This is a genomic window from Roseivirga sp. BDSF3-8 (assembly GCF_041449215.1).
Taxonomy (GTDB): domain Bacteria; phylum Bacteroidota; class Bacteroidia; order Cytophagales; family Cyclobacteriaceae; genus JBGNFV01.
In genome coordinates this window covers 82,529-104,775 of record NZ_JBGNFV010000001.1, presented here as the reverse complement: position 1 = coordinate 104,775, position 22,247 = coordinate 82,529, and the positions used below count along the sequence as shown (strand labels likewise).

Here is a 22,247-nt window from a genome sequence, read left to right as displayed (position 1 = left end):
ATGCAAGGAGTTTCAGATAATGATATTGCCATCATTGGCATGGCAGGAAGATTTCCTAAAGCAGGCAATATTTCAGAATACTGGCAAAACCTTGTCAATGGGGTCAATAGTGTAGAGAAGGCGAGTGAGGAGAAAATAGCTGCTTCAGGCATGCCTGAATCTGTATACAATCACAAAAGGTTTGTCAACGCCAGTTCTGTATTGGAAAACGGCAGGTACTTTGATGGTGACTTCTTCAGGCTTTCAAAAACTGAAGCTACCCTGCTGGATCCGCAGATCAGGTTACTTCTCCAGGCCAGCTACCATGCAATAGAGGATGCAGGGTATGACCTTAACAGGTTGGATGTAGCCGTTGGGAACTTTTGCGGTATGTCTACCAACTCTTACCTTATTGAAATTCTGGATACCAATGCTTTAGGTGAGCAAATAGATCCACTTCTTTACAGGATTTTAAATGACAAGGATTTTCTTGCTACCTGGATATCGTATAAACTGAACCTTACAGGACCGGCGATGAGTCTGCAGACTGCCTGCTCTACTTCCCTGCTGGCCGTGCACCAGGCCTGTCAGAGCCTTTTGAACTTTGAGTGTGATATGGCCCTGGCCGGCGGGTCGGCCTATAATGCTTCTGAGACCCTTGGTTATGTCCATGTACCGGAGTCTATTTTCTCTAAAGACGGTATGTGCCGGCCTTTTGATAAGAATGCCAGCGGAACCATAATGGGTGATGGTGTAGGCACTGTATTGCTCAAAAGAGCTGCGGATGCATTGGCCGATAACGACAATATCTATGCACTAATCAAGGGTACAGCTGTAAACAATGACGGAGCTAACAAGCAGGGATATACCACGCCTAGTGTAAACTATCAGCGTGACATGATCCTGGAAGCTATTAGTGTGGCAGATATCAGCCCGGACACTATTGGAATGATAGAGGCGCATGGCACCGGTACCCTGATCGGCGACCCGATAGAAATTTCTGCTCTCAGTGAGGCTTATCGCGAGCATACAGATAAGCTTCAGTACTGTGCTATCGGGTCAGTAAAAGGTAATATAGGCCATTTGGATGCTGCCGCAGGCATAGCTTCCCTCATCAAGACGGCACTGTGTGTAAAATACGGGGAACTTGTACCTAATATTAACTTTAGCGAAGCAAACCCAGCCTTAAACCTTGGGTCTTCGCCATTTTACATAAGTGAGGCCCATACTGCCTGGCCTGACCATTTTGGCATTCGTAGGGCAGGTATCAGTTCCCTGGGGGTAGGCGGGACTAATGTGCATGTGATCGTAGAGCAGCCGCCACAGCGAGAAAGCACTACTGCTCGGGATGACCGCCCTTATGTGGTGGGGCTGTCCTCTATGACTGCCGCTAACCTGCAGCAACAAAAGGTCCGGCTGGCAGACTTCCTGAAGCACCATACGGAAATATCCCTTGCGGATATAGAGAATACCACATTATATGGCAGACAAATGTTTGCTCAGCGTTTCAGTACAGTATGCACCAGCCGCAAGGAACTGATCTCGCAACTGGAGGGTAGCCTGAACGAAGAAATATACGAGGGAAATGGTGAGTTCACCAATCCCGTCTTCCTATTTCCGGGACAGGGAAGCCAGTATCCAGGTATGGGTGTGGGGCTGTATAATCAAGATGAAGGTTTTAGGAAGGACATGGATTTTTGCTTCCGCTACCTGAATGAATTGTGCGGCACTGACTTTAAAGAAATTGTATTCTCTCAGGATGCTACGCTGCTCGGCAGAACTGAAAATACCCAGGTGGCCCTGTTTGTGGTGGAATACTGCCTGGCAAAAACAGTGCTGCGTTACGGCACTGTTCCAGCAGCCCTTATCGGCCATAGTCTGGGAGAATATGTTGCCGCCTGCCTGGCTGGAATTTTTTCCGTAGAGGAGGCACTTAAACTTGTTTACCATCGGGGCAGACTGATGGGGCAAATGGCTGAAGGCACCATGTTGCTCGTTCGTCTGTCTCAGGATGAACTCACGCCGCTGTTGGAAGACCAGGTGAGTGTTTGCGTGATTAATAGTGATAAAAGTATAGTGATTGGAGGGCCGCCAAAAGCTATACAGAAGCAAAGCGGGGTATTTGATATTAATAGTATTAAATATAAAAGGCTGGAGGTTTCTCATGCCTATCATACGGCTATGATGCAGCCTGCTCTGGCTGAGTATGAGGAAGTTTTGCAACAGGCAACCTTTAATACGGCTGAGTTTACTATTATATCCACCTATACCGGGGCTACGGTCGATAGCCAAGAACTGGGCACGCCTCGCTACTGGTTGGACCAAATCACAAACCCGGTAAAGTTTGCGGATGCCATTAAAGAAGCTACAAATACTGTATCTCATCCAGTATTTGTAGAAGTAGGCCCAGGAAACGGACTTTCCTCTTTCGTAAAAGCAATTTTAAACGAAGAGGCCGATACGGTAAACCTGATGCCGAGGACTGATAACCTTGAGGCTTCGGTACTTAACCTTCAAAAGGGGAGAGCTCAACTATACGCGAAAGGCAGCCCATCAGAAAAACCCGGCAGCCACCCCGGTAGAAAGATCTCACTTCCCGGCTATTATTTCTCAAAGCAATACTTTTGGAAACCTTTACTTAATGTACAGTACAGGGATTTTCCAGAAATCAAAAGTGCCTATCATCAAAATCAGAGCCGGTACCTAAGTAATAGGTTGAAGACGTCGGTGGAAGTGCATCTAGAAAATGAAAAGATTTCTCCAGAGCTGCTGGAAGCCATGGATGAATTGCACAAACAATATATAGAAGGCATCCAAAAGCTTTTCTCAGCCTGCAGTGAAAGCCTGCATTCTAAAATCCAGGTAATGTACGACGATACCTCATTTGCCGCTGTAGAGAATGCTTGTGCCGAGCAGGTAATAAATAAAAAAAGACCTGTAAGCACCGTATACGTAGCGCCTGCTACTGAAATGGAAAAGTCGATTGCCGTTTACTGGGAGTCAGTACTCGGATACGCTCCGGCCGGCATAATGGATAATTACTTCGAAGCAGGTGGAAACTCTCTACTGGCCACAAAGCTGATGACACAACTCTCTGACGAATTTGAGGTGGAACTGACACTGAAGGAGCTATCCGAAACATTAAATATTAAAGAACTCGCCACACTCATAACCTCTAAAAAGAATGCTGATAACCTGGTAGATATGATTGCCGGTAGTGAGTATGATGATGAGGAGGATTATATAGAGCTATGATCATAGAAGAACTTTTAAATGAATTGATAGCCAGTCAGGTAAAGCTCTCCGTCAAAGAAGATAAGCTTCTTTGCAAGCTTCCTGAACAAGGTATCGATAAAAACCTGCTTGCTCAGTTAAGAGAGCATAAGGAAGAAGTAAAGCAATTACTTCTTTCCAGGCGGAATGGCGGTACAAAGAAGAGGCTTTCAATAAGTAAGCGTGATGCGAATGGTCCTGGTAAGCTATCATATACCCAGCGACGCCTATGGATGCTGGATCAGATAGAAGGCAGTACCCATTATAATATATCCAATACGCTGCTACTGGAAGGAGAATTAAATGTGGACTTATTCAGAGAGACATTTAATACCATCCTTGTCCGTCATGAAGTACTTCGGTCCACCTATCATGTAGATGAGCAGTCAGAAGCTTACCAGGTGGTACACCCGGCCGAACCTCTGAAAATAGAGCTAGAAGACTACCGCCATTTTACAGAGAGGGAGAGGAAGGAAATATTAAGTACTGCCCAACTTGAAGAATCAACCAAAGCATTCGACCTGCAAAGTGACAGTATGCTTAGGGTGCGGTTACTTCAAACAGAGGATAATACGTTTACCGTAATAGTTACCGTACATCATATAGCTACGGATGGTTGGTCTATAGGCCTTATTGTAAGGGAATTTTGCGTATTATATACAGCGCTTTGCGAAGGCAAGTCCAGCCCACTTCCTAAACTTAGTATACAATATATAGATTACGCCGCCTGGCAGCAGAACTGGCTTAAAGGTAATAACCTGGAGAGGCTACGAAATTACTGGCACAGGCAACTACATCTGCTGCCATCTGTACACAGCTTGCCACTAGACCATAAAAGACCTGCGGAACAGACCTTTAATGGTCATACCATACGGACCAAAATTAATAGCGGCGTCGTACAACAGTTGAAAAAGTTGTGTGATCGTGAGGCAACCACCCTGTTCACCGGGCTGTACTCCGTATTCAGCGTTTTACTCGCGCGTTGCAGTAATGAAAATGATATAGTTGTAGGTACTCCTATAGCAAACCGCGAGCAAGCGGAAGTAGCAGACCTTATTGGATTTTTTGTAAACATGCTTGTGCTACGGTCCACTATGACGGGGCAGATGAGCTTTACACAACTAGTTAACCTGAACAAACAAATGCTATTGGAGGCGTATGCCCATCAGCAAATGCCTTTTGATATGCTGGTTTCTGAGTTGCAGAAAGAACGGAACACCTCCTACAGCTCGCTGTTTCAGGTGATGTTTTCCTTTCAGAATTTTGACAAAACTCATGCGGAACTGCCCGGTGTATCCCTTTCGCTCGTTGATCAGGAAAAACCTTATGCTCTGTATGATCTATCCCTTGTAGTTGAAGAATTAGAAGAGGGGCTTTTGCTGAAATGGGAGTACAACTCCGATCTTTTTACTACCGGGAGTATTGAAAGGATGGCAGAGTACTATACTAACCTCCTTCAGTCTCTTAGCCGGAGTCCGCACCAGCCCCTAGGCCAGGCAAATATGCTGAGTGAATCTCAGACGGAACAATTACTTACATATGCTGAAGGGAAAATAGCGCCTTACCCGGAGGATAAGACATTGATAGACCTGTATTCAGAGCAGGTAAATAGCACTCCTGACGCTACGGCGATCATTTACGAAAACCGTGAACTGAGCTATCGGCAGGTAGATGAACAGGTAAGTAAGTTGGCTCACTTCCTGCTATCGGAATATAAGGTAGTACCGGAAGACCTGATCGGCGTAAAGCTGGAGCGTAGTGAATGGTTGCCAATTTCCCTCTTGGCCGTCATGAAAGCGGGAGCTGCTTATGTACCTATTGATCCTGCCTATCCTGAGTCGCGTATTGCCTTCATGGAAGAAGACAGTAGATGCAGGCTTACGATAGATGAAGAATTGCTGAAGAAGTTCAGTTCTTCAACCGTAGCCGGTATTGCACCCGGAGTAACTATCGATCGTTCGAACCTGGCATACGTATTATATACTTCCGGTTCCACAGGGCAGCCCAAGGGCGTGATGATCGAGCACAGGAACGTGGCTGCGCTACTACATTGGGCCAGGGAAGAGTTTTATAATACCGGAGTGGAAACAGTATATGCTGTAACCTCTCATTGCTTTGACCTTTCCGTATTTGAGTTTTTCTATCCCTTAATTACCGGTAAAAAAGTTAAAGTATTAAACAACGGCCTATCCATACCGGCACACCTGCCGAATGATTCAGGTGTATTAATTAATACAGTACCCAGTGTATTAAACAACCTCTTACAGACTAGCCTGTCACTTGATAATGTGGTCGCCATTAACCTTGCCGGTGAAGCTTTCCCTTTATCTATCGCAGGACAGCTCAAAGATACCGGTATAGAAATACGAAACCTGTACGGTCCTTCTGAAGATACCACTTATAGTACGGGATACCTTTTGGCATCAGATTATAATACTTCTGTGCCTATTGGCCGCCCTATCCACAATACACAGGCCTATATACTATCTGACGCACTGATGCTTCAGCCACTGGGAGTAAGTGGTCAGATTTGTCTCAGTGGTAATGGCCTTGCCAGGGGGTATCTGCGACGTCCGCAGTTGACAGGTGCCAGGTTTATCGATCATCCCTTTAAGGAAGGTGAGAAACTTTACCAAACCGGTGACCTCGGCCGCTGGTTGCCTGGGGGTATTCTTGAGTACCAGGGTCGCTTTGATGATCAGGTTAAAGTACGCGGTCACCGCATAGAATTAGGTGAAGTAGAACATATTATTTTCGGAATTGCAGGTGTAGATAAAGTAGTGGTTACCGTACGGGAGGAAGTATTGGTAGCCTATATTGTTCCTTTTGGACAGTTAGATAAAGCTGCCCTGAAAACAGAGATTTCGACCAAGCTACCCGGTTATATGGTGCCGGCCTATTTTGTAGAAATAGAGGCTGTTCCGTTGACGGCTAATGGTAAGGTAGATAAGAAAGCCCTTCCTGCCTTCAGCAATGAAGATAAGGTACAGCGCGAGTACATTGCCCCCGGCACAGTAACAGAGAAAGCACTGGCAGAACTCTGGTCCGATGTTCTAGGCGTAGAGCAAGTGGGTGTGACGGACAACTTCTTTGAGTTGGGCGGCCATAGCCTTAAGGTAACGTTGCTGGTAAACCGTATTCGGAAAGAGTTAAACCAGGAGCTTGAAGCTAAGGAGATATTTAGCAGTCCCACGATTCGCAGAATTGCCGATAAGCTAACTGAGAAGCGGTACAGTGCTATTCCCCACGTTTCAGACCAGGAGAGTTATGTCGTAACCAGCTCACAACGTCGCCTTTATGGCCTGAGTCAGCTTGCTGAAGTAAACATAGCTTATAATATTCCCGGTGCTTTTGAGGTAAACAGTCCACTTGATAAAGGACTATTACTTGAGACGTTTATCAGCCTTATAGAACGTCATGAGAGCTTACGGACTATATTCAGGAAAGATCGCAGTGGTGAGGTACGCCAACACATACTTACTGCCGGGGAGGTATCTCTTCACATTTTAGAAGATGACCTGAGGTACGATCTTGATCCGGAAAATACACTCACTTCCTTACTAAAAGGATATTATAGTCATCGTTTTGATTTGGGTAAAGCTCCCCTCTTCCGTGCTGGTGTGATCCGGGTATCAGACAAGCGGTCTGTTCTTTGGTTCAATATGCACCATATAATCAGTGACGGCTGGAGCATGGAGGTGCTGATCAGGGAGTTTACGTCAGTGTATGATAGCCTGAGCCAGGGTAAAAACCCCGAACTGCCCGAGCTACCCATCCAGTACAAGGACTACGCCGAGTGGATGATCAGTGAGGAGAAGCAGCAGGAGCTTGAAGCTTCAGAAGCCTACTGGCTCGACCGGTTTAGTGGTAGCCTGCCGGTACTGGAGATGCCTACCGACTATCCTCGACCTAAAGTCAAAACGTACAACGGCAGCTCCCACTATCGAAGATTCAGTAAAGAGCTGACCGGTTCGCTACATAGTTTTGCCAAAGATCAGAAAGTAAGCCTTTTCATGCTGTTGATGAGTGGCCTAAATGGCCTCTTTAGTCGCTATACCAATACGGGTGACGTGGTGATAGGTACTCCTCTGGCCGGTCGGCAGCACCCTGACCTTGAGGGCCAGATAGGGTTGTACCTGAACACACTTGCAATCCGCACGCAGTTCGACCCGGAGAGTAGTTTTTCTTCGCTGCTGGAAGCCCAGAAGGAATCATTGACAGGAGCCTATGCGCACCAGGACTACCCTTTCGATCGTCTGGTAGAGCAACTAGGCTTGAAATCAGATACAAGCCGTTCAGCACTGTTTAGCGTAACGATGACGCTCCAAAATCAGCAGGAGCTTTTCGATGCTTCAGATCTGTCTGCCTCTTCACTTCAGTTAAGTTATTACAAAGATAATCACAGCCGCTCTACCCAGTTCGATATGAGCTTTTTGTTCACTGAACAGGATGAACGATTGAATTTGCAAATACAGTATAATACTGATTTGTACAGCGAGGATTTTATCGCTCAGATAGCCCGTCACCTGGAGCAATTTCTGGGTACTGCAGTGAGTAATGCAGAGCAGTCTGTTTCCACCATTTCTTACCTCGAGGCTTCCGAAAAGGATCATCTCCTGGATGACTTTAATTATACAACCTCCGATTATCCCTCTGACAAAACGATTGTCGATCTGTTTGCCCAACAGGTGAAAAGTACTCCTGATGCTGTCGCAGTGGTTTTTGAAGAGCGTGAATTGAGTTATCGTGAATTGGATGAAGTGTCCAGTCGCCTGGCACATTACCTTTTAAACTATTATCAGCCGGAGACAGAAGATTTTATAGGATTAAAGATACAACGTAGTGAATGGGTACTCATCTGCGAATTGGCGATTTTGAAAGCCGGTTGTGCCTATGTACCCATAGATCCGGCCTATCCTGCCAGGCGGATTGCCTATATTGAAACGGATAGTAAATGCCGTACTACTATTGATGAGGAAATTCTGGAACACTTCAGAGTGGAAATTTCCAACTTTCCTACTCACTATCCTGATGTAGCCACCAGTTCCCGGTCATTAGCTTATATGATGTATACCTCAGGTTCTACCGGAGAGCCGAAGGGAGTGATGGTGGAGCACCGTAGCGTAGTCAGATTGGTGAAGAATAGTAACTACTATAGTTTCACACCTGCTGATATACTTCTCACTACCGGCGCTATGTCTTTTGATGCGACCACTTTTGAGTATTGGGGTCCCTTATTGAATGGTAGTAAACTTGTAGTATGTCCCCAGGCTATTTTACTTAATAATACCTCATTTGCTAAAGAAATAAGCAGAAATGAAGTAAATGTAATGTGGATAACCTCAGGGTGGTTCAACCATATTGCGGATGAAATGCCTGAGTTGTTTAATCCATTAAAAACAATACTAGTAGGAGGAGACAAACTGTCCCCTGCCCATATCCGCAAGGTCAAAAACCTGAATGCCGGAGTGGAGGTGATCAATGGATATGGCCCTACAGAAAATACGACCTTCTCACTAACCTATCTTATTCCTTCAGTGGAGGGGGACATACCTATTGGTACGCCCATCAGCAATAGTACGGCCTATATACTGGACGATCGAATGCAGGTACAGCCCATTGGCGTGGTGGGAGAGATCTGTCTGGGCGGGGACGGTCTTGCCAGGGGTTACTGGCAGGCAGCGTCTCTGACGGCCGAGAAGTTTATCGACCATCCCTACCGAAAAGGGGAGAAGCTGTATAAGACCGGCGACCTGGGGCGCTGGCTACCTGATGGTATGATCGAATTTTCGGGCCGTAAGGACGACCAGGTAAAGATCCGGGGGTTCCGTATAGAGCTGGGTGAGATCGAGAGTGCGCTGACAATGCAGCCGGAGGTAGACCAGAGTGTGGTGGTCGTACAGCGGGAGGAGTCCGGGCCGGTGCTGGCGGCATACATGGTAGCTAGAGAACAGTTGAACAAGGCCCAACTGAGAAACCGTTTGAATGATCTGCTTCCTGACTACATGCTGCCTGCCTACTATGTTCAGGTAGATTCGCTGCCTCTGACTGTAAATGGTAAAGTTGATAAAAAAGCTTTACCGGCATATAGTAACCATGACCTGGTTCAGGGAGAGTATCTGGCACCTGAGAGCAAACTTGAAGAGCAACTGGTCCTTATTTGGAAAGAAGTACTTGACATAGATGAGATCGGCGTTACGGATAACTTTTTTGACTTGGGAGGCCATAGCCTTAAAGCTATTCTTTTGGTCAATCGTATTCTACAGGAATTAGGCCAGGACGTGGATATAGGGGACATGTTCGATAATCCGACGATCCGGGGTATAGCAGAGAAGCTTACCAAAGGGGATTACAGTGCTATTCCGTTAGCTCCAGAAAAGGACAGCTATGCGTCGACCAGTTCACAACGGAGATTATATGTTCTGAGTCAGTTGGCTGAAAGTAGTGTAGCTTATAGTATACCAGGAGCTTTTGAGATAGAGGGTGAGCCCGACATAGATCTTTTATATACTACCTTCGAAGTACTCATCGATCGTCATGCGAGTCTTCGTACGATTTTCAAGGAGAATGCGCAGGGCCGTGTACGTCAGTACATATTGTCGGTAGAGGATATCAGCTTCCGTCCGTCCGAAGACGACATTCGTGACCATACCGAAAGTGAGTCAGCTCTTAGGGACCTTCTGGAGAAATATTACAACCAGCGCATCGAGCTGGACAAGGCGCCGCTGTTCCGCACCGGTGTGATCCGGGTATCTGAGGAGCGTTCGGTGTTGTGGTTCAATATGCACCATATCATCAGTGACGGCTGGAGCATGGAGGTGCTGGTCCGTGAGTTTACGTCAGTGTATGATAGCCTGAGCCGGAACAGGACGCCGGAGCTACCGTCTTTACCTGTCCAGTATAAGGACTACGCCGAGTGGATGGAGAGTGAAGAGAAGCAGGCGGAGCTTGAGGCCTCCCGGGCCTACTGGCTGGAGAAGTTCAGCGGCAGCCTTCCGGTACTGGAGATGCCTACCGACTATCCTCGACCTAAGATCAAGACCTATAACGGCAGTTCTCACTACCGCCGGTTCGGTAAAGAGCTGACCGGTTTGCTTCACGGGTTTGCCAGGGAGCAAGAGGTGAGTTTGTTCATGCTTTTGATGAGCGGTTTGAACGGTCTTTTCAGCCGCTACGCGCATACGGGCGATGTGGTGATGGGCACGCCCCTGGCGGGTCGTCAGCATCCGGATCTGGAGGGTCAGATAGGATTGTACCTGAACACACTTGCGATCCGCACGCAGTTTGACCGTGAAGGCAGCTTCAGTTCGTTACTGGAAGCGCAGAAGCAGACGCTTACGGAAGCCTATGCGCACCAGGACTATCCTTTTGACCGCCTGGTGGAGGAGCTGGACCTGGCAGTAGACACTAGCCGGTCGGCGCTGTTCGATGTGATGGTTGTATTGCAGAACCAGCAGGAGCTGTTTGGCGGGTCCGACCTGAGTACGCCGTCGCTGAAGCTGCGCCATTATGAGGAAGACCACCGCCGTTCGAGTCAGTTCGATATGAGCTTTCTGTTCACCGAGCATGATGGGCGTCTTACCCTTCACATAGAATACAACACCGACCTGTATGGTTCAGGGTTTATTGAGCAGTTTGCCCGTCATCTGGAACAGTTCCTTCAGGAGGCGATAAGTAATCCTTCACAACCGGTATCCGCTATTGCCTACCTGGAGGCTTCTGAGAAGCAAACGCTGCTTGAAGGCTTCAATAATACAGCCTCCGGTTATCCTTCTGATAAAACTATCGTCGATCTGTTTGCTGAACAGGCGAATGCTACTCCCGATACCACGGCGCTGGTCTGTGAAGACCGTAAGCTGAGCTACCGTGAGCTGGAGGAGGTGTCTAACCGGCTTGCCCACTACCTGCTAGCCCACTACGGTATACATAACGGTGATTTTGTGGGTGTAAAGGTTGAACGCAGCGAGTGGTCGGTGATCAGCTTCCTATCGATCCTGAAGGCCGGGGGTGCCTACGTGCCGATCGATGTGAACTACCCGGCCCAGCGTATTGCCTACATCGAGGAGGATACGCGGTGTCAGGTTACGATAGATGAGGATGTGCTGACCACCTTCCGTAACAGCGAAGGGCTATCAGATAGCCGTCCCGACATTACTACCGGTCCTGACCGCCTGGCCTACGTGATGTACACGTCAGGGTCTACGGGCAATCCGAAAGGCATACAGATCGAGCACCGTTCCGTGGTACGACTGGCAAAGAACACCAACTATATCGACTTCAGGGCAGGTCAGCGGATACTTGGACTTAGCAGCTTCTCCTTTGACGGTTCTACCTTTGATATTTACATGTCGCTGCTGAACGGCGGCACGCTGGTTATTGCCTCCAGGGATGTGTTTTTGGAGCTGGACAAGTTGGGCAGTCTGATTGCAGACCAGCAGATCGACAGCTTCTTTATCACCACGGCGCTTTTCAATAAGCTGTCCGAGGCAGAGCTTCCTCAGGCCGGGCGTCTGAAGTACATACTGTTCGGCGGTGAGCAGGTATCGGTTCAGCACGTAAAGCGATTTAAGGCGCAGCATCCTGAGGTGCACCTCCACCACGTCTACGGTCCTACCGAGAACACGACGTTCTCGACCTACTACCCGATAGAGGCAGTAGCAGAGAAGGCCGCGACCATACCGATCGGGGGAGGCATAGCTAACAGTACGTGCTACATACTGGATGAGCATCACCACCTGGTACCCGTAGGCGTGGTGGGAGAGATCTGCCTGGGCGGGGACGGTCTAGCCAGGGGCTACTGGCAGGCAGCGTCTTTGACGGCCGAGAAGTTTATCGACCATCCCTACCGAAAAGGGGAGAAGCTGTATAAGACCGGCGACCTGGGGCGCTGGCTACCTGAAGGTGTGATAGAGTTTGCCGGCCGTAAGGACGACCAGGTAAAGATCCGGGGGTTCCGTATAGAGCTTGGTGAGATCGAGAGTGCGCTGACAATGCAGCCGGAGGTAGACCAGAGTGTGGTGGTCGTACAGCGGGAGGAGTCCGGGCCGGTGCTGGCGGCTTACTTGGTAGCTGGGGGGGAATTGAACAGGAGTTCCCTTCGCAGGCGGCTGGGTGAACAACTGCCTGCCTACATGCTGCCTGCCTATTATGTTCAGGTAGAGGCACTTCCGCTTAATGCGAACGGCAAGGTAGACAAGCGTGCGCTACCGCCTTATAGCAGTGAAGACATGGTCCAGCGGGAATACGTGTCCCCTTCGACTGATACGGAAAGAATTCTGACGGAGCTCTGGTCTGAGATACTGGGTGTAGAGCAGGTAGGGGTTACGGACAACTTTTTTGAGCTGGGGGGCCATAGCCTGAAGGTAACGCTATTGATCAACCGTATCCGCCGTCAACTGAGTCGGGAGGTAGAAATACGGGATGTGTTTAGTGATCCGACGATCCGGGGTATAGCAGAGAAGCTTACCGAAGGGGTCTACAGCGCTATTCCGTTAGCTCCAGAAAAGGACAGCTATGCGTCGACCAGTTCACAACGGAGATTATATGTCCTGAGTCAGTTTGCCGAAGGCAGCGTGGCCTATAACATTCCCGGTGGGTTTGAGGTGGAAGGCAGCCTGGATACCGGGATACTACATAAAACTTTTGAGGTGATCATCGACCGTCATGCGAGTCTTCGTACGATTTTCAAGGAGAATGCGCAGGGCCGTGTACGTCAGTACATATTGTCGGTAGAGGATATCAGCTTCCGTCCGTCCGAAGACGACATTCGTGACCATACCGAAAGTGAGTCAGCTCTTAGGGACCTTCTGGAGAAATATTACAACCAGCGCATCGAGCTGGACAAGGCGCCGCTGTTCCGCACCGGTGTGATCCGTTTTTCTCAGGAGCGTTCGGTGTTGTGGTTCAATATGCACCATATTATCAGTGACGGCTGGAGCATGGAGGTGCTGGTCCGTGAGTTTACGTCAGTGTATGATAGCCTGAGCCGGAACAGGACGCCGGAGCTACCGTCTTTACCTGTCCAGTATAAGGACTACGCCGAGTGGATGGAGAGTGAAGAGAAGCAGGCGGAGCTTGAGGCCTCCCGGGCCTACTGGCTGGAGAAGTTCAGCGGCAGCCTTCCGGTACTGGAGATGCCTACCGACTATCCTCGACCTAAGATCAAGACCTATAACGGCAGTTCTCACTACCGCCGGTTCGGTAAAGAGCTGACCGGTTTGCTTCACGGGTTTGCCAGGGAGCAAGAGGTGAGTTTGTTCATGCTTTTGATGAGCGGTTTGAACGGTCTTTTCAGCCGCTACGCGCATACGGGCGATGTGGTGATGGGCACGCCCCTGGCGGGTCGTCAGCATCCGGATCTGGAGGGTCAGATAGGATTGTACCTGAACACACTTGCGATCCGCACGCAGTTTGACCGTGAAGGCAGCTTCAGTTCGTTACTGGAAGCGCAGAAGCAGACGCTTACGGAAGCCTATGCGCACCAGGACTATCCTTTTGACCGCCTGGTGGAGGAGCTGGACCTGGCAGTAGACACTAGCCGGTCGGCGCTGTTCGATGTGATGGTTGTATTGCAGAACCAGCAGGAGCTGTTTGGCGGGTCCGACCTGAGTACGCCGTCGCTGAAGCTGCGCCATTATGAGGAAGACCACCGCCGTTCGAGTCAGTTCGATATGAGCTTTCTGTTCACCGAGCATGATGGGCGTCTTACCCTTCACATAGAATACAACACCGACCTGTATGGTTCAGGGTTTATTGAGCAGTTTGCCCGTCATCTGGAACAGTTCCTTCAGGAGGCGATAAGTAATCCTTCACAACCGGTATCCGCTATTGCCTACCTGGAGGCTTCTGAGAAGCAAACGCTGCTTGAAGGCTTCAATAATACAGCCTCCGGTTATCCTTCTGATAAAACTATCGTCGATCTGTTTGCTGAACAGGCGAATGCTACTCCCGATACCACGGCGCTGGTCTGTGAAGACCGTAAGCTGAGCTACCGTGAGCTGGAGGAGGTGTCTAACCGGCTTGCCCACTACCTGCTAGCCCACTACGGTATACATAACGGTGATTTTGTGGGTGTAAAGGTTGAACGCAGCGAGTGGTCGGTGATCAGCTTCCTATCGATCCTGAAGGCCGGGGGTGCCTACGTGCCGATCGATGTGAACTACCCGGCCCAGCGTATTGCCTACATCGAGGAGGATACGCGGTGTCAGGTTACGATAGATGAGGATGTGCTGACCACCTTCCGTAACAGCGAAGGGCTATCAGATAGCCGTCCCGACATTACTACCGGTCCTGACCGCCTGGCCTACGTGATGTACACGTCAGGGTCTACGGGCAATCCGAAAGGCATACAGATCGAGCACCGTTCCGTGGTACGACTGGCAAAGAACACCAACTATATCGACTTCAGGGCAGGTCAGCGGATACTTGGACTTAGCAGCTTCTCCTTTGACGGTTCTACCTTTGATATTTACATGTCGCTGCTGAACGGCGGCACGCTGGTTATTGCCTCCAGGGATGTGTTTTTGGAGCTGGACAAGTTGGGCAGTCTGATTGCAGACCAGCAGATCGACAGCTTCTTTATCACCACGGCGCTTTTCAATAAGCTGTCCGAGGCAGAGCTTCCTCAGGCCGGGCGTCTGAAGTACATACTGTTCGGCGGTGAGCAGGTATCGGTTCAGCACGTAAAGCGATTTAAGGCGCAGCATCCTGAGGTGCACCTCCACCACGTCTACGGTCCTACCGAGAACACGACGTTCTCGACCTACTACCCGATAGAGGCAGTAGCAGAGAAGGCCGCGACCATACCGATCGGGGGAGGCATAGCTAACAGTACGTGCTACATACTGGATGAGCATCACCACCTGGTACCCGTAGGCGTGGTGGGAGAGATCTGCCTGGGCGGGGACGGTCTAGCCAGGGGCTACTGGCAGGCAGCGTCTTTGACGGCCGAGAAGTTTATCGACCATCCCTACCGAAAAGGGGAGAAGCTGTATAAGACCGGCGACCTGGGGCGCTGGCTACCTGAAGGTGTGATAGAGTTTGCCGGCCGTAAGGACGACCAGGTAAAGATCCGGGGGTTCCGTATAGAGCTTGGTGAGATCGAGAGTGCGCTGACAATGCAGCCGGAGGTAGACCAGAGTGTGGTGGTCGTACAGCGGGAGGAGTCCGGGCCGGTGCTGGCGGCTTACTTGGTAGCTGGGGGGGAATTGAACAGGAGTTCCCTTCGCAGGCGGCTGGGTGAACAACTGCCTGCCTACATGCTGCCTGCCTATTATGTTCAGGTAGAGGCACTTCCGCTTAATGCGAACGGCAAGGTAGACAAGCGTGCGCTACCGCCTTATAGCAGTGAAGACATGGTCCAGCGGGAATACGTGTCCCCTTCGACTGATACGGAAAGAATTCTGACGGAGCTCTGGTCTGAGATACTGGGTGTAGAGCAGGTAGGGGTTACGGACAACTTTTTTGAGCTGGGGGGCCATAGCCTGAAGGTAACGCTATTGATCAACCGTATCCGCCGTCAACTGAGTCGGGAGGTAGAAATACGGGATGTGTTTAGTGATCCGACGATCCGGGGTATAGCAGAGAAGCTTACCGAAGGGGTCTACAGCGCTATTCCGTTAGCTCCAGAAAAGGACAGCTATGCGTCGACCAGTTCACAACGGAGATTATATGTCCTGAGTCAGTTGGCTGAAAGTAGTGTAGCTTATAGTATACCAGGAGCTTTTGAGATAGAGGGTGAGCCCGACATAGATCTTTTATATACTACCTTCGAAGTACTCATCGATCGTCATGCGAGTCTTCGTACGATTTTCAAGGAGAATGCGCAGGGCCGTGTACGTCAGTACATATTGTCGGTAGAGGATATCAGCTTCCGTCCGTCCGAAGACGACATTCGTGACCATACCGAAAGTGAGTCAGCTCTTAGGGACCTTCTGGAGAAATATTACAACCAGCGCATCGAGCTGGACAAGGCGCCGCTGTTCCGCACCGGTGTGATCCGTTTTTCTCAGGAGCGTTCGGTGTTGTGGTTCAATATGCACCATATCATCAGTGACGGCTGGAGCATGGAGGTGCTGGTCCGTGAGTTTACGTCAGTGTATGATAGCCTGAGCCGGAACAGGACGCCGGAGCTACCGTCTTTACCTGTCCAGTATAAGGACTACGCCGAGTGGATGGAGAGTGAAGAGAAGCAGGCGGAGCTTGAGGCCTCCCGGGCCTACTGGCTGGAGAAGTTCAGCGGCAGCCTTCCGGTACTGGAGATGCCTACCGACTATCCTCGACCTAAGATCAAGACCTATAACGGCAGTTCTCACTACCGCCGGTTCGGTAAAGAGCTGACCGGTTTGCTTCACGGGTTTGCCAGGGAGCAAGAGGTGAGTTTGTTCATGCTTTTGATGAGCGGTTTGAACGGTCTTTTCAGCCGCTACGCGCATACGGGCGATGTGGTGATGGGCACGCCCCTGGCGGGTCGTCAGCATCCGGATCTGGAGGGTCAGATAGGATTGTACCTGAACACACTTGCGATCCGCACGCAGTTTGACCGTGAAGGCAGCTTCAGTTCGTTACTGGAAGCGCAGAAGCAGACGCTTACGGAAGCCTATGCGCACCAGGACTATCCTTTTGACCGCCTGGTGGAGGAGCTGGACCTGGCAGTAGACACTAGCCGGTCGGCGCTGTTCGATGTGATGGTTGTATTGCAGAACCAGCAGGAGCTGTTTGGCGGGTCCGACCTGAGTACGCCGTCGCTGAAGCTGCGCCATTATGAGGAAGACCACCGCCGTTCGAGTCAGTTCGATATGAGCTTTCTGTTCACCGAGCATGATGGGCGTCTTACCCTTCACATAGAATACAACACCGACCTGTATGGTTCAGGGTTTATTGAGCAGTTTGCCCGTCATCTGGAACAGTTCCTTCAGGAGGCGATAAGTAATCCTTCACAACCGGTATCCGCTATTGCCTACCTGGAGGCTTCTGAGAAGCAAACGCTGCTTGAAGGCTTCAATAATACAGCCTCCGGTTATCCTTCTGATAAAACTATCGTCGATCTGTTTGCTGAACAGGCGAATGCTACTCCCGATACCACGGCGCTGGTCTGTGAAGACCGTAAGCTGAGCTACCGTGAGCTGGAGGAGGTGTCTAACCGGCTTGCCCACTACCTGCTAGCCCACTACGGTATACATAACGGTGATTTTGTGGGTGTAAAGGTTGAACGCAGCGAGTGGTCGGTGATCAGCTTCCTATCGATCCTGAAGGCCGGGGGTGCCTACGTGCCGATCGATGTGAACTACCCGGCCCAGCGTATTGCCTACATCGAGGAGGATACGCGGTGTCAGGTTACGATAGATGAGGATGTGCTGACCACCTTCCGTAACAGCGAAGGGCTATCAGATAGCCGTCCCGACATTACTACCGGTCCTGACCGCCTGGCCTACGTGATGTACACGTCAGGGTCTACGGGCAATCCGAAAGGCATACAGATCGAGCACCGTTCCGTGGTACGACTGGCAAAGAACACCAACTATATCGACTTCAGGGCAGGTCAGCGGATACTTGGACTTAGCAGCTTCTCCTTTGACGGTTCTACCTTTGATATTTACATGTCGCTGCTGAACGGCGGCACGCTGGTTATTGCCTCCAGGGATGTGTTTTTGGAGCTGGACAAGTTGGGCAGTCTGATTGCAGACCAGCAGATCGACAGCTTCTTTATCACCACGGCGCTTTTCAATAAGCTGTCCGAGGCAGAGCTTCCTCAGGCCGGGCGTCTGAAGTACATACTGTTCGGCGGTGAGCAGGTATCGGTTCAGCACGTAAAGCGATTTAAGGCGCAGCATCCTGAGGTGCACCTCCACCACGTCTACGGTCCTACCGAGAACACGACGTTCTCGACCTACTACCCGATAGAGGCAGTAGCAGAGAAGGCCGCGACCATACCGATCGGGGGAGGCATAGCTAACAGTACGTGCTACATACTGGATGAGCATCACCACCTGGTACCCGTAGGCGTGGTGGGAGAGATCTGCCTGGGCGGGGACGGTCTAGCCAGGGGCTACTGGCAGGCAGCGTCTTTGACGGCCGAGAAGTTTATCGACCATCCCTACCGAAAAGGGGAGAAGCTGTATAAGACCGGCGACCTGGGGCGCTGGCTACCTGAAGGTGTGATAGAGTTTGCCGGCCGTAAGGACGACCAGGTAAAGATCCGGGGGTTCCGTATAGAGCTTGGTGAGATCGAGAGTGCGCTGACAATGCAGCCGGAGGTAGACCAGAGTGTGGTGGTCGTACAGCGGGAGGAGTCCGGGCCGGTGCTGGCGGCTTACTTGGTAGCTGGGGGGGAATTGAACAGGAGTTCCCTTCGCAGGCGGCTGGGTGAACAACTGCCTGCCTACATGCTGCCTGCCTATTATGTTCAGGTAGAGGCACTTCCGCTTAATGCGAACGGCAAGGTAGACAAGCGTGCGCTACCGCCTTATAGCAGTGAAGACATGGTCCAGCGGGAATACGTGTCCCCTTCGACTGATACGGAAAGAATTCTGACGGAGCTCTGGTCTGAGATACTGGGTGTAGAGCAGGTAGGGGTTACGGACAACTTTTTTGAGCTGGGGGGCCATAGCCTGAAGGTAACGCTATTGATCAACCGTATCCGCCGTCAACTGAGTCGGGAGGTAGAAATACGGGATGTGTTTAGTGATCCGACGATCCGGGGTATAGCAGAGAAGCTTACCGAAGGGGTCTACAGCGCTATTCCGTTAGCTCCAGAAAAGGACAGCTATGCGTCGACCAGTTCACAACGGAGATTATATGTCCTGAGTCAGTTTGCCGAAGGCAGCGTGGCCTATAACATTCCCGGTGGGTTTGAGGTGGAAGGCAGCCTGGATACCGGGATACTACATAAAACTTTTGAGGTGATCATCGACCGTCATGCGAGTCTTCGTACGATTTTCAAGGAGAATGCGCAGGGCCGTGTACGTCAGTACATATTGTCGGTAGAGGATATCAGCTTCCGTCCGTCCGAAGACGACATTCGTGACCATACCGAAAGTGAGTCAGCTCTTAGGGACCTTCTGGAGAAATATTACAACCAGCGCATCGAGCTGGACAAGGCGCCGCTGTTCCGCACCGGTGTGATCCGTTTTTCTCAGGAGCGTTCGGTGTTGTGGTTCAATATGCACCATATTATCAGTGACGGCTGGAGCATGGAGGTGCTGGTCCGTGAGTTTACGTCAGTGTATGATAGCCTGAGCCGGAACAGGACGCCGGAGCTACCGTCTTTACCTGTCCAGTATAAGGACTACGCCGAGTGGATGGAGAGTGAAGAGAAGCAGGCGGAGCTTGAGGCCTCCCGGGCCTACTGGCTGGAGAAGTTCAGCGGCAGCCTTCCGGTACTGGAGATGCCTACCGACTATCCTCGACCTAAGATCAAGACCTATAACGGCAGTTCTCACTACCGCCGGTTCGGTAAAGAGCTGACCGGTTTGCTTCACGGGTTTGCCAGGGAGCAAGAGGTGAGTTTGTTCATGCTTTTGATGAGCGGTTTGAACGGTCTTTTCAGCCGCTACGCGCATACGGGCGATGTGGTGATGGGCACGCCCCTGGCGGGTCGTCAGCATCCGGATCTGGAGGGTCAGATAGGATTGTACCTGAACACACTTGCGATCCGCACGCAGTTTGACCGTGAAGGCAGCTTCAGTTCGTTACTGGAAGCGCAGAAGCAGACGCTTACGGAAGCCTATGCGCACCAGGACTATCCTTTTGACCGCCTGGTGGAGGAGCTGGACCTGGCAGTAGACACTAGCCGGTCGGCGCTGTTCGATGTGATGGTTGTATTGCAGAACCAGCAGGAGCTGTTTGGCGGGTCCGACCTGAGTACGCCGTCGCTGAAGCTGCGCCATTATGAGGAAGACCACCGCCGTTCGAGTCAGTTCGATATGAGCTTTCTGTTCACCGAGCATGATGGGCGTCTTACCCTTCACATAGAATACAACACCGACCTGTATGGTTCAGGGTTTATTGAGCAGTTTGCCCGTCATCTGGAACAGTTCCTTCAGGAGGCGATAAGTAATCCTTCACAACCGGTATCCGCTATTGCCTACCTGGAGGCTTCTGAGAAGCAAACGCTGCTTGAAGGCTTCAATAATACAGCCTCCGGTTATCCTTCTGATAAAACTATCGTCGATCTGTTTGCCGAACAGGCGAATGCTACCCCTGAGGCTACGGCCGTGGTGTGTGAAGACCGTGAGCTGAGCTACCGTGAACTGGAGGAGGCGTCTAACCGTCTGGCCCACTACCTGCTTGCTACCTTCGGACTGGAAGCGGAGGATTTTGTAGGGGTGAAGCTGGAACGCAGCGAGTGGTTTCTGATCAGTGAGCTCGCCATACTAAAAGCCGGTTGTGCCTATGTGCCGGTGGACCCGACCTATCCTGCACAGCGTATTGAATTCATTGAAAAGGATAGTAATTGTCAGGTGACAATAGATGAAGAAATGCTGGCACGTTTTAAGTCGGTCATGTCCACATACCCCTCTGACAGCCCCGAAGTACCTTGCAATGCTGGTTCACTGGCCTACATGATGTACACTTCCGGGTCTACGGGTGAGCCTAAAGGAGTGATGATCGAGCATCGCAGTGTGGTACGCCTGGTGAAGAATACAAACTACTATACCTTTAGTAGCTCAGATGTCCTTCTGGCTACTGGTGCATTATCATTTGATGCGACTACCTTTGAATATTGGGGGGCGCTTCTAAATGGGGGAAGGCTTATTATCTGCCCCCAGTCCACTCTTCTGACCAATGCCTTATTTGCGGAGCAGGTACGTTTGCAGCAGGTAAATGTAATGTGGCTTACCTCAGGCTGGTTTAACCATGTTGTGGATGAGGTGCCGGAGTTGTTTGCCCCTCTGAAGACCATACTGGTGGGCGGTGATAAGCTTTCACCAGTCCATATCAGTAAGGTCAAAGAGCTGTATCCTGATCTGGAAGTAATTAACGGCTATGGCCCCACAGAAAATACGACCTTCTCTCTTACCTACAGGATACCACAGGTAGATGGTGATATTCCGGTCGGAACGCCTATAAGTAATAGTACCGCCTATATACTGGACGATCACCTGCAGGTACAGCCTGTAGGCGTGGTGGGTGAGATTTGCCTGGGTGGCGATGGGCTGGCCAGGGGCTATTGGCAGGCAGTGTCCCTGACGGCCGAGAAGTTTATCGACCATCCCTACCGAAAAGGGGAGAAGCTGTACAGGACAGGAGACTTAGGACGTTGGCTTCCTAATGGCGTGATTGAGTTTGCCGGTCGTAAAGACGACCAGGTGAAGATTCGCGGGTTCCGTATAGAGCTGGGTGAGATCGAAATGGCCATATTTAGCTATAGCGATATTATACAGCAAGTTTGCGTGAATCTCATAAAACACCAGGATGAGAACGTTTTAGCTACTTACCTGGTAGCCAAAGAGGCCATAGATAAGAGAAAACTGCTTAATTATCTACGGGCTGTACTTCCGCATTATATGATTCCAAGTCATTACGTGGAAATGGATGCACTGCCTTTGAGTAATAACGGTAAGGTCGATAAAAAACGCTTGCCAGATATTTCAGAATCTGATCTGATCAGGAAGGAGTATATAGCACCACGCACATCAACTGAAGAGTACCTGGTAGATATTTGGGAGAATGTACTAAACGTTGATAAGGTGGGTATTACTGATAATTTCTTCGAATTAGGAGGACATAGTTTAGCAGCCGTAAAAATTTCTTCTGCTATACAAGAGAAGTTCAATGTGAAGATTGACTTGAGTATAATGTTTACGAAGGCTGATATAGCAAACCTAGCCGAAGAAATAGATAATGCTTACTGGCAGAACGAAGAGATTGAAGAAGATAAAGTGACAGACAGGATCACTATATGATAAACCTGTTATTATATAATATTTATTTGTAAGTACCTGAAGGTCGTTATGTCTGTATAGGATATTCCCATATGCTAATAACCGAATTAA

2 protein-coding genes are annotated in these 22,247 nt (G+C 50.1%); both read left to right on the top strand.

Annotated features, from left to right (window positions below; translation table 11 throughout):
• Nucleotides 1–3,234: a beta-ketoacyl synthase N-terminal-like domain-containing protein gene (locus tag AB9P05_RS00200; RefSeq protein ID WP_371906801.1), complete on the top strand. Its 3,234-nt coding sequence runs from the start codon at nt 1–3 to the stop codon at nt 3,232–3,234.
• Complete coding sequence (locus tag AB9P05_RS00195) at nt 3,231–22,157, top strand: non-ribosomal peptide synthase/polyketide synthase (RefSeq protein ID WP_371906800.1); 18,927 nt, start codon at nt 3,231–3,233, stop codon at nt 22,155–22,157. Before AB9P05_RS00200 ends, AB9P05_RS00195 begins: the two co-directional genes overlap by 4 nt.
• Nucleotides 22,158–22,247 lie beyond the last annotated feature (90 nt).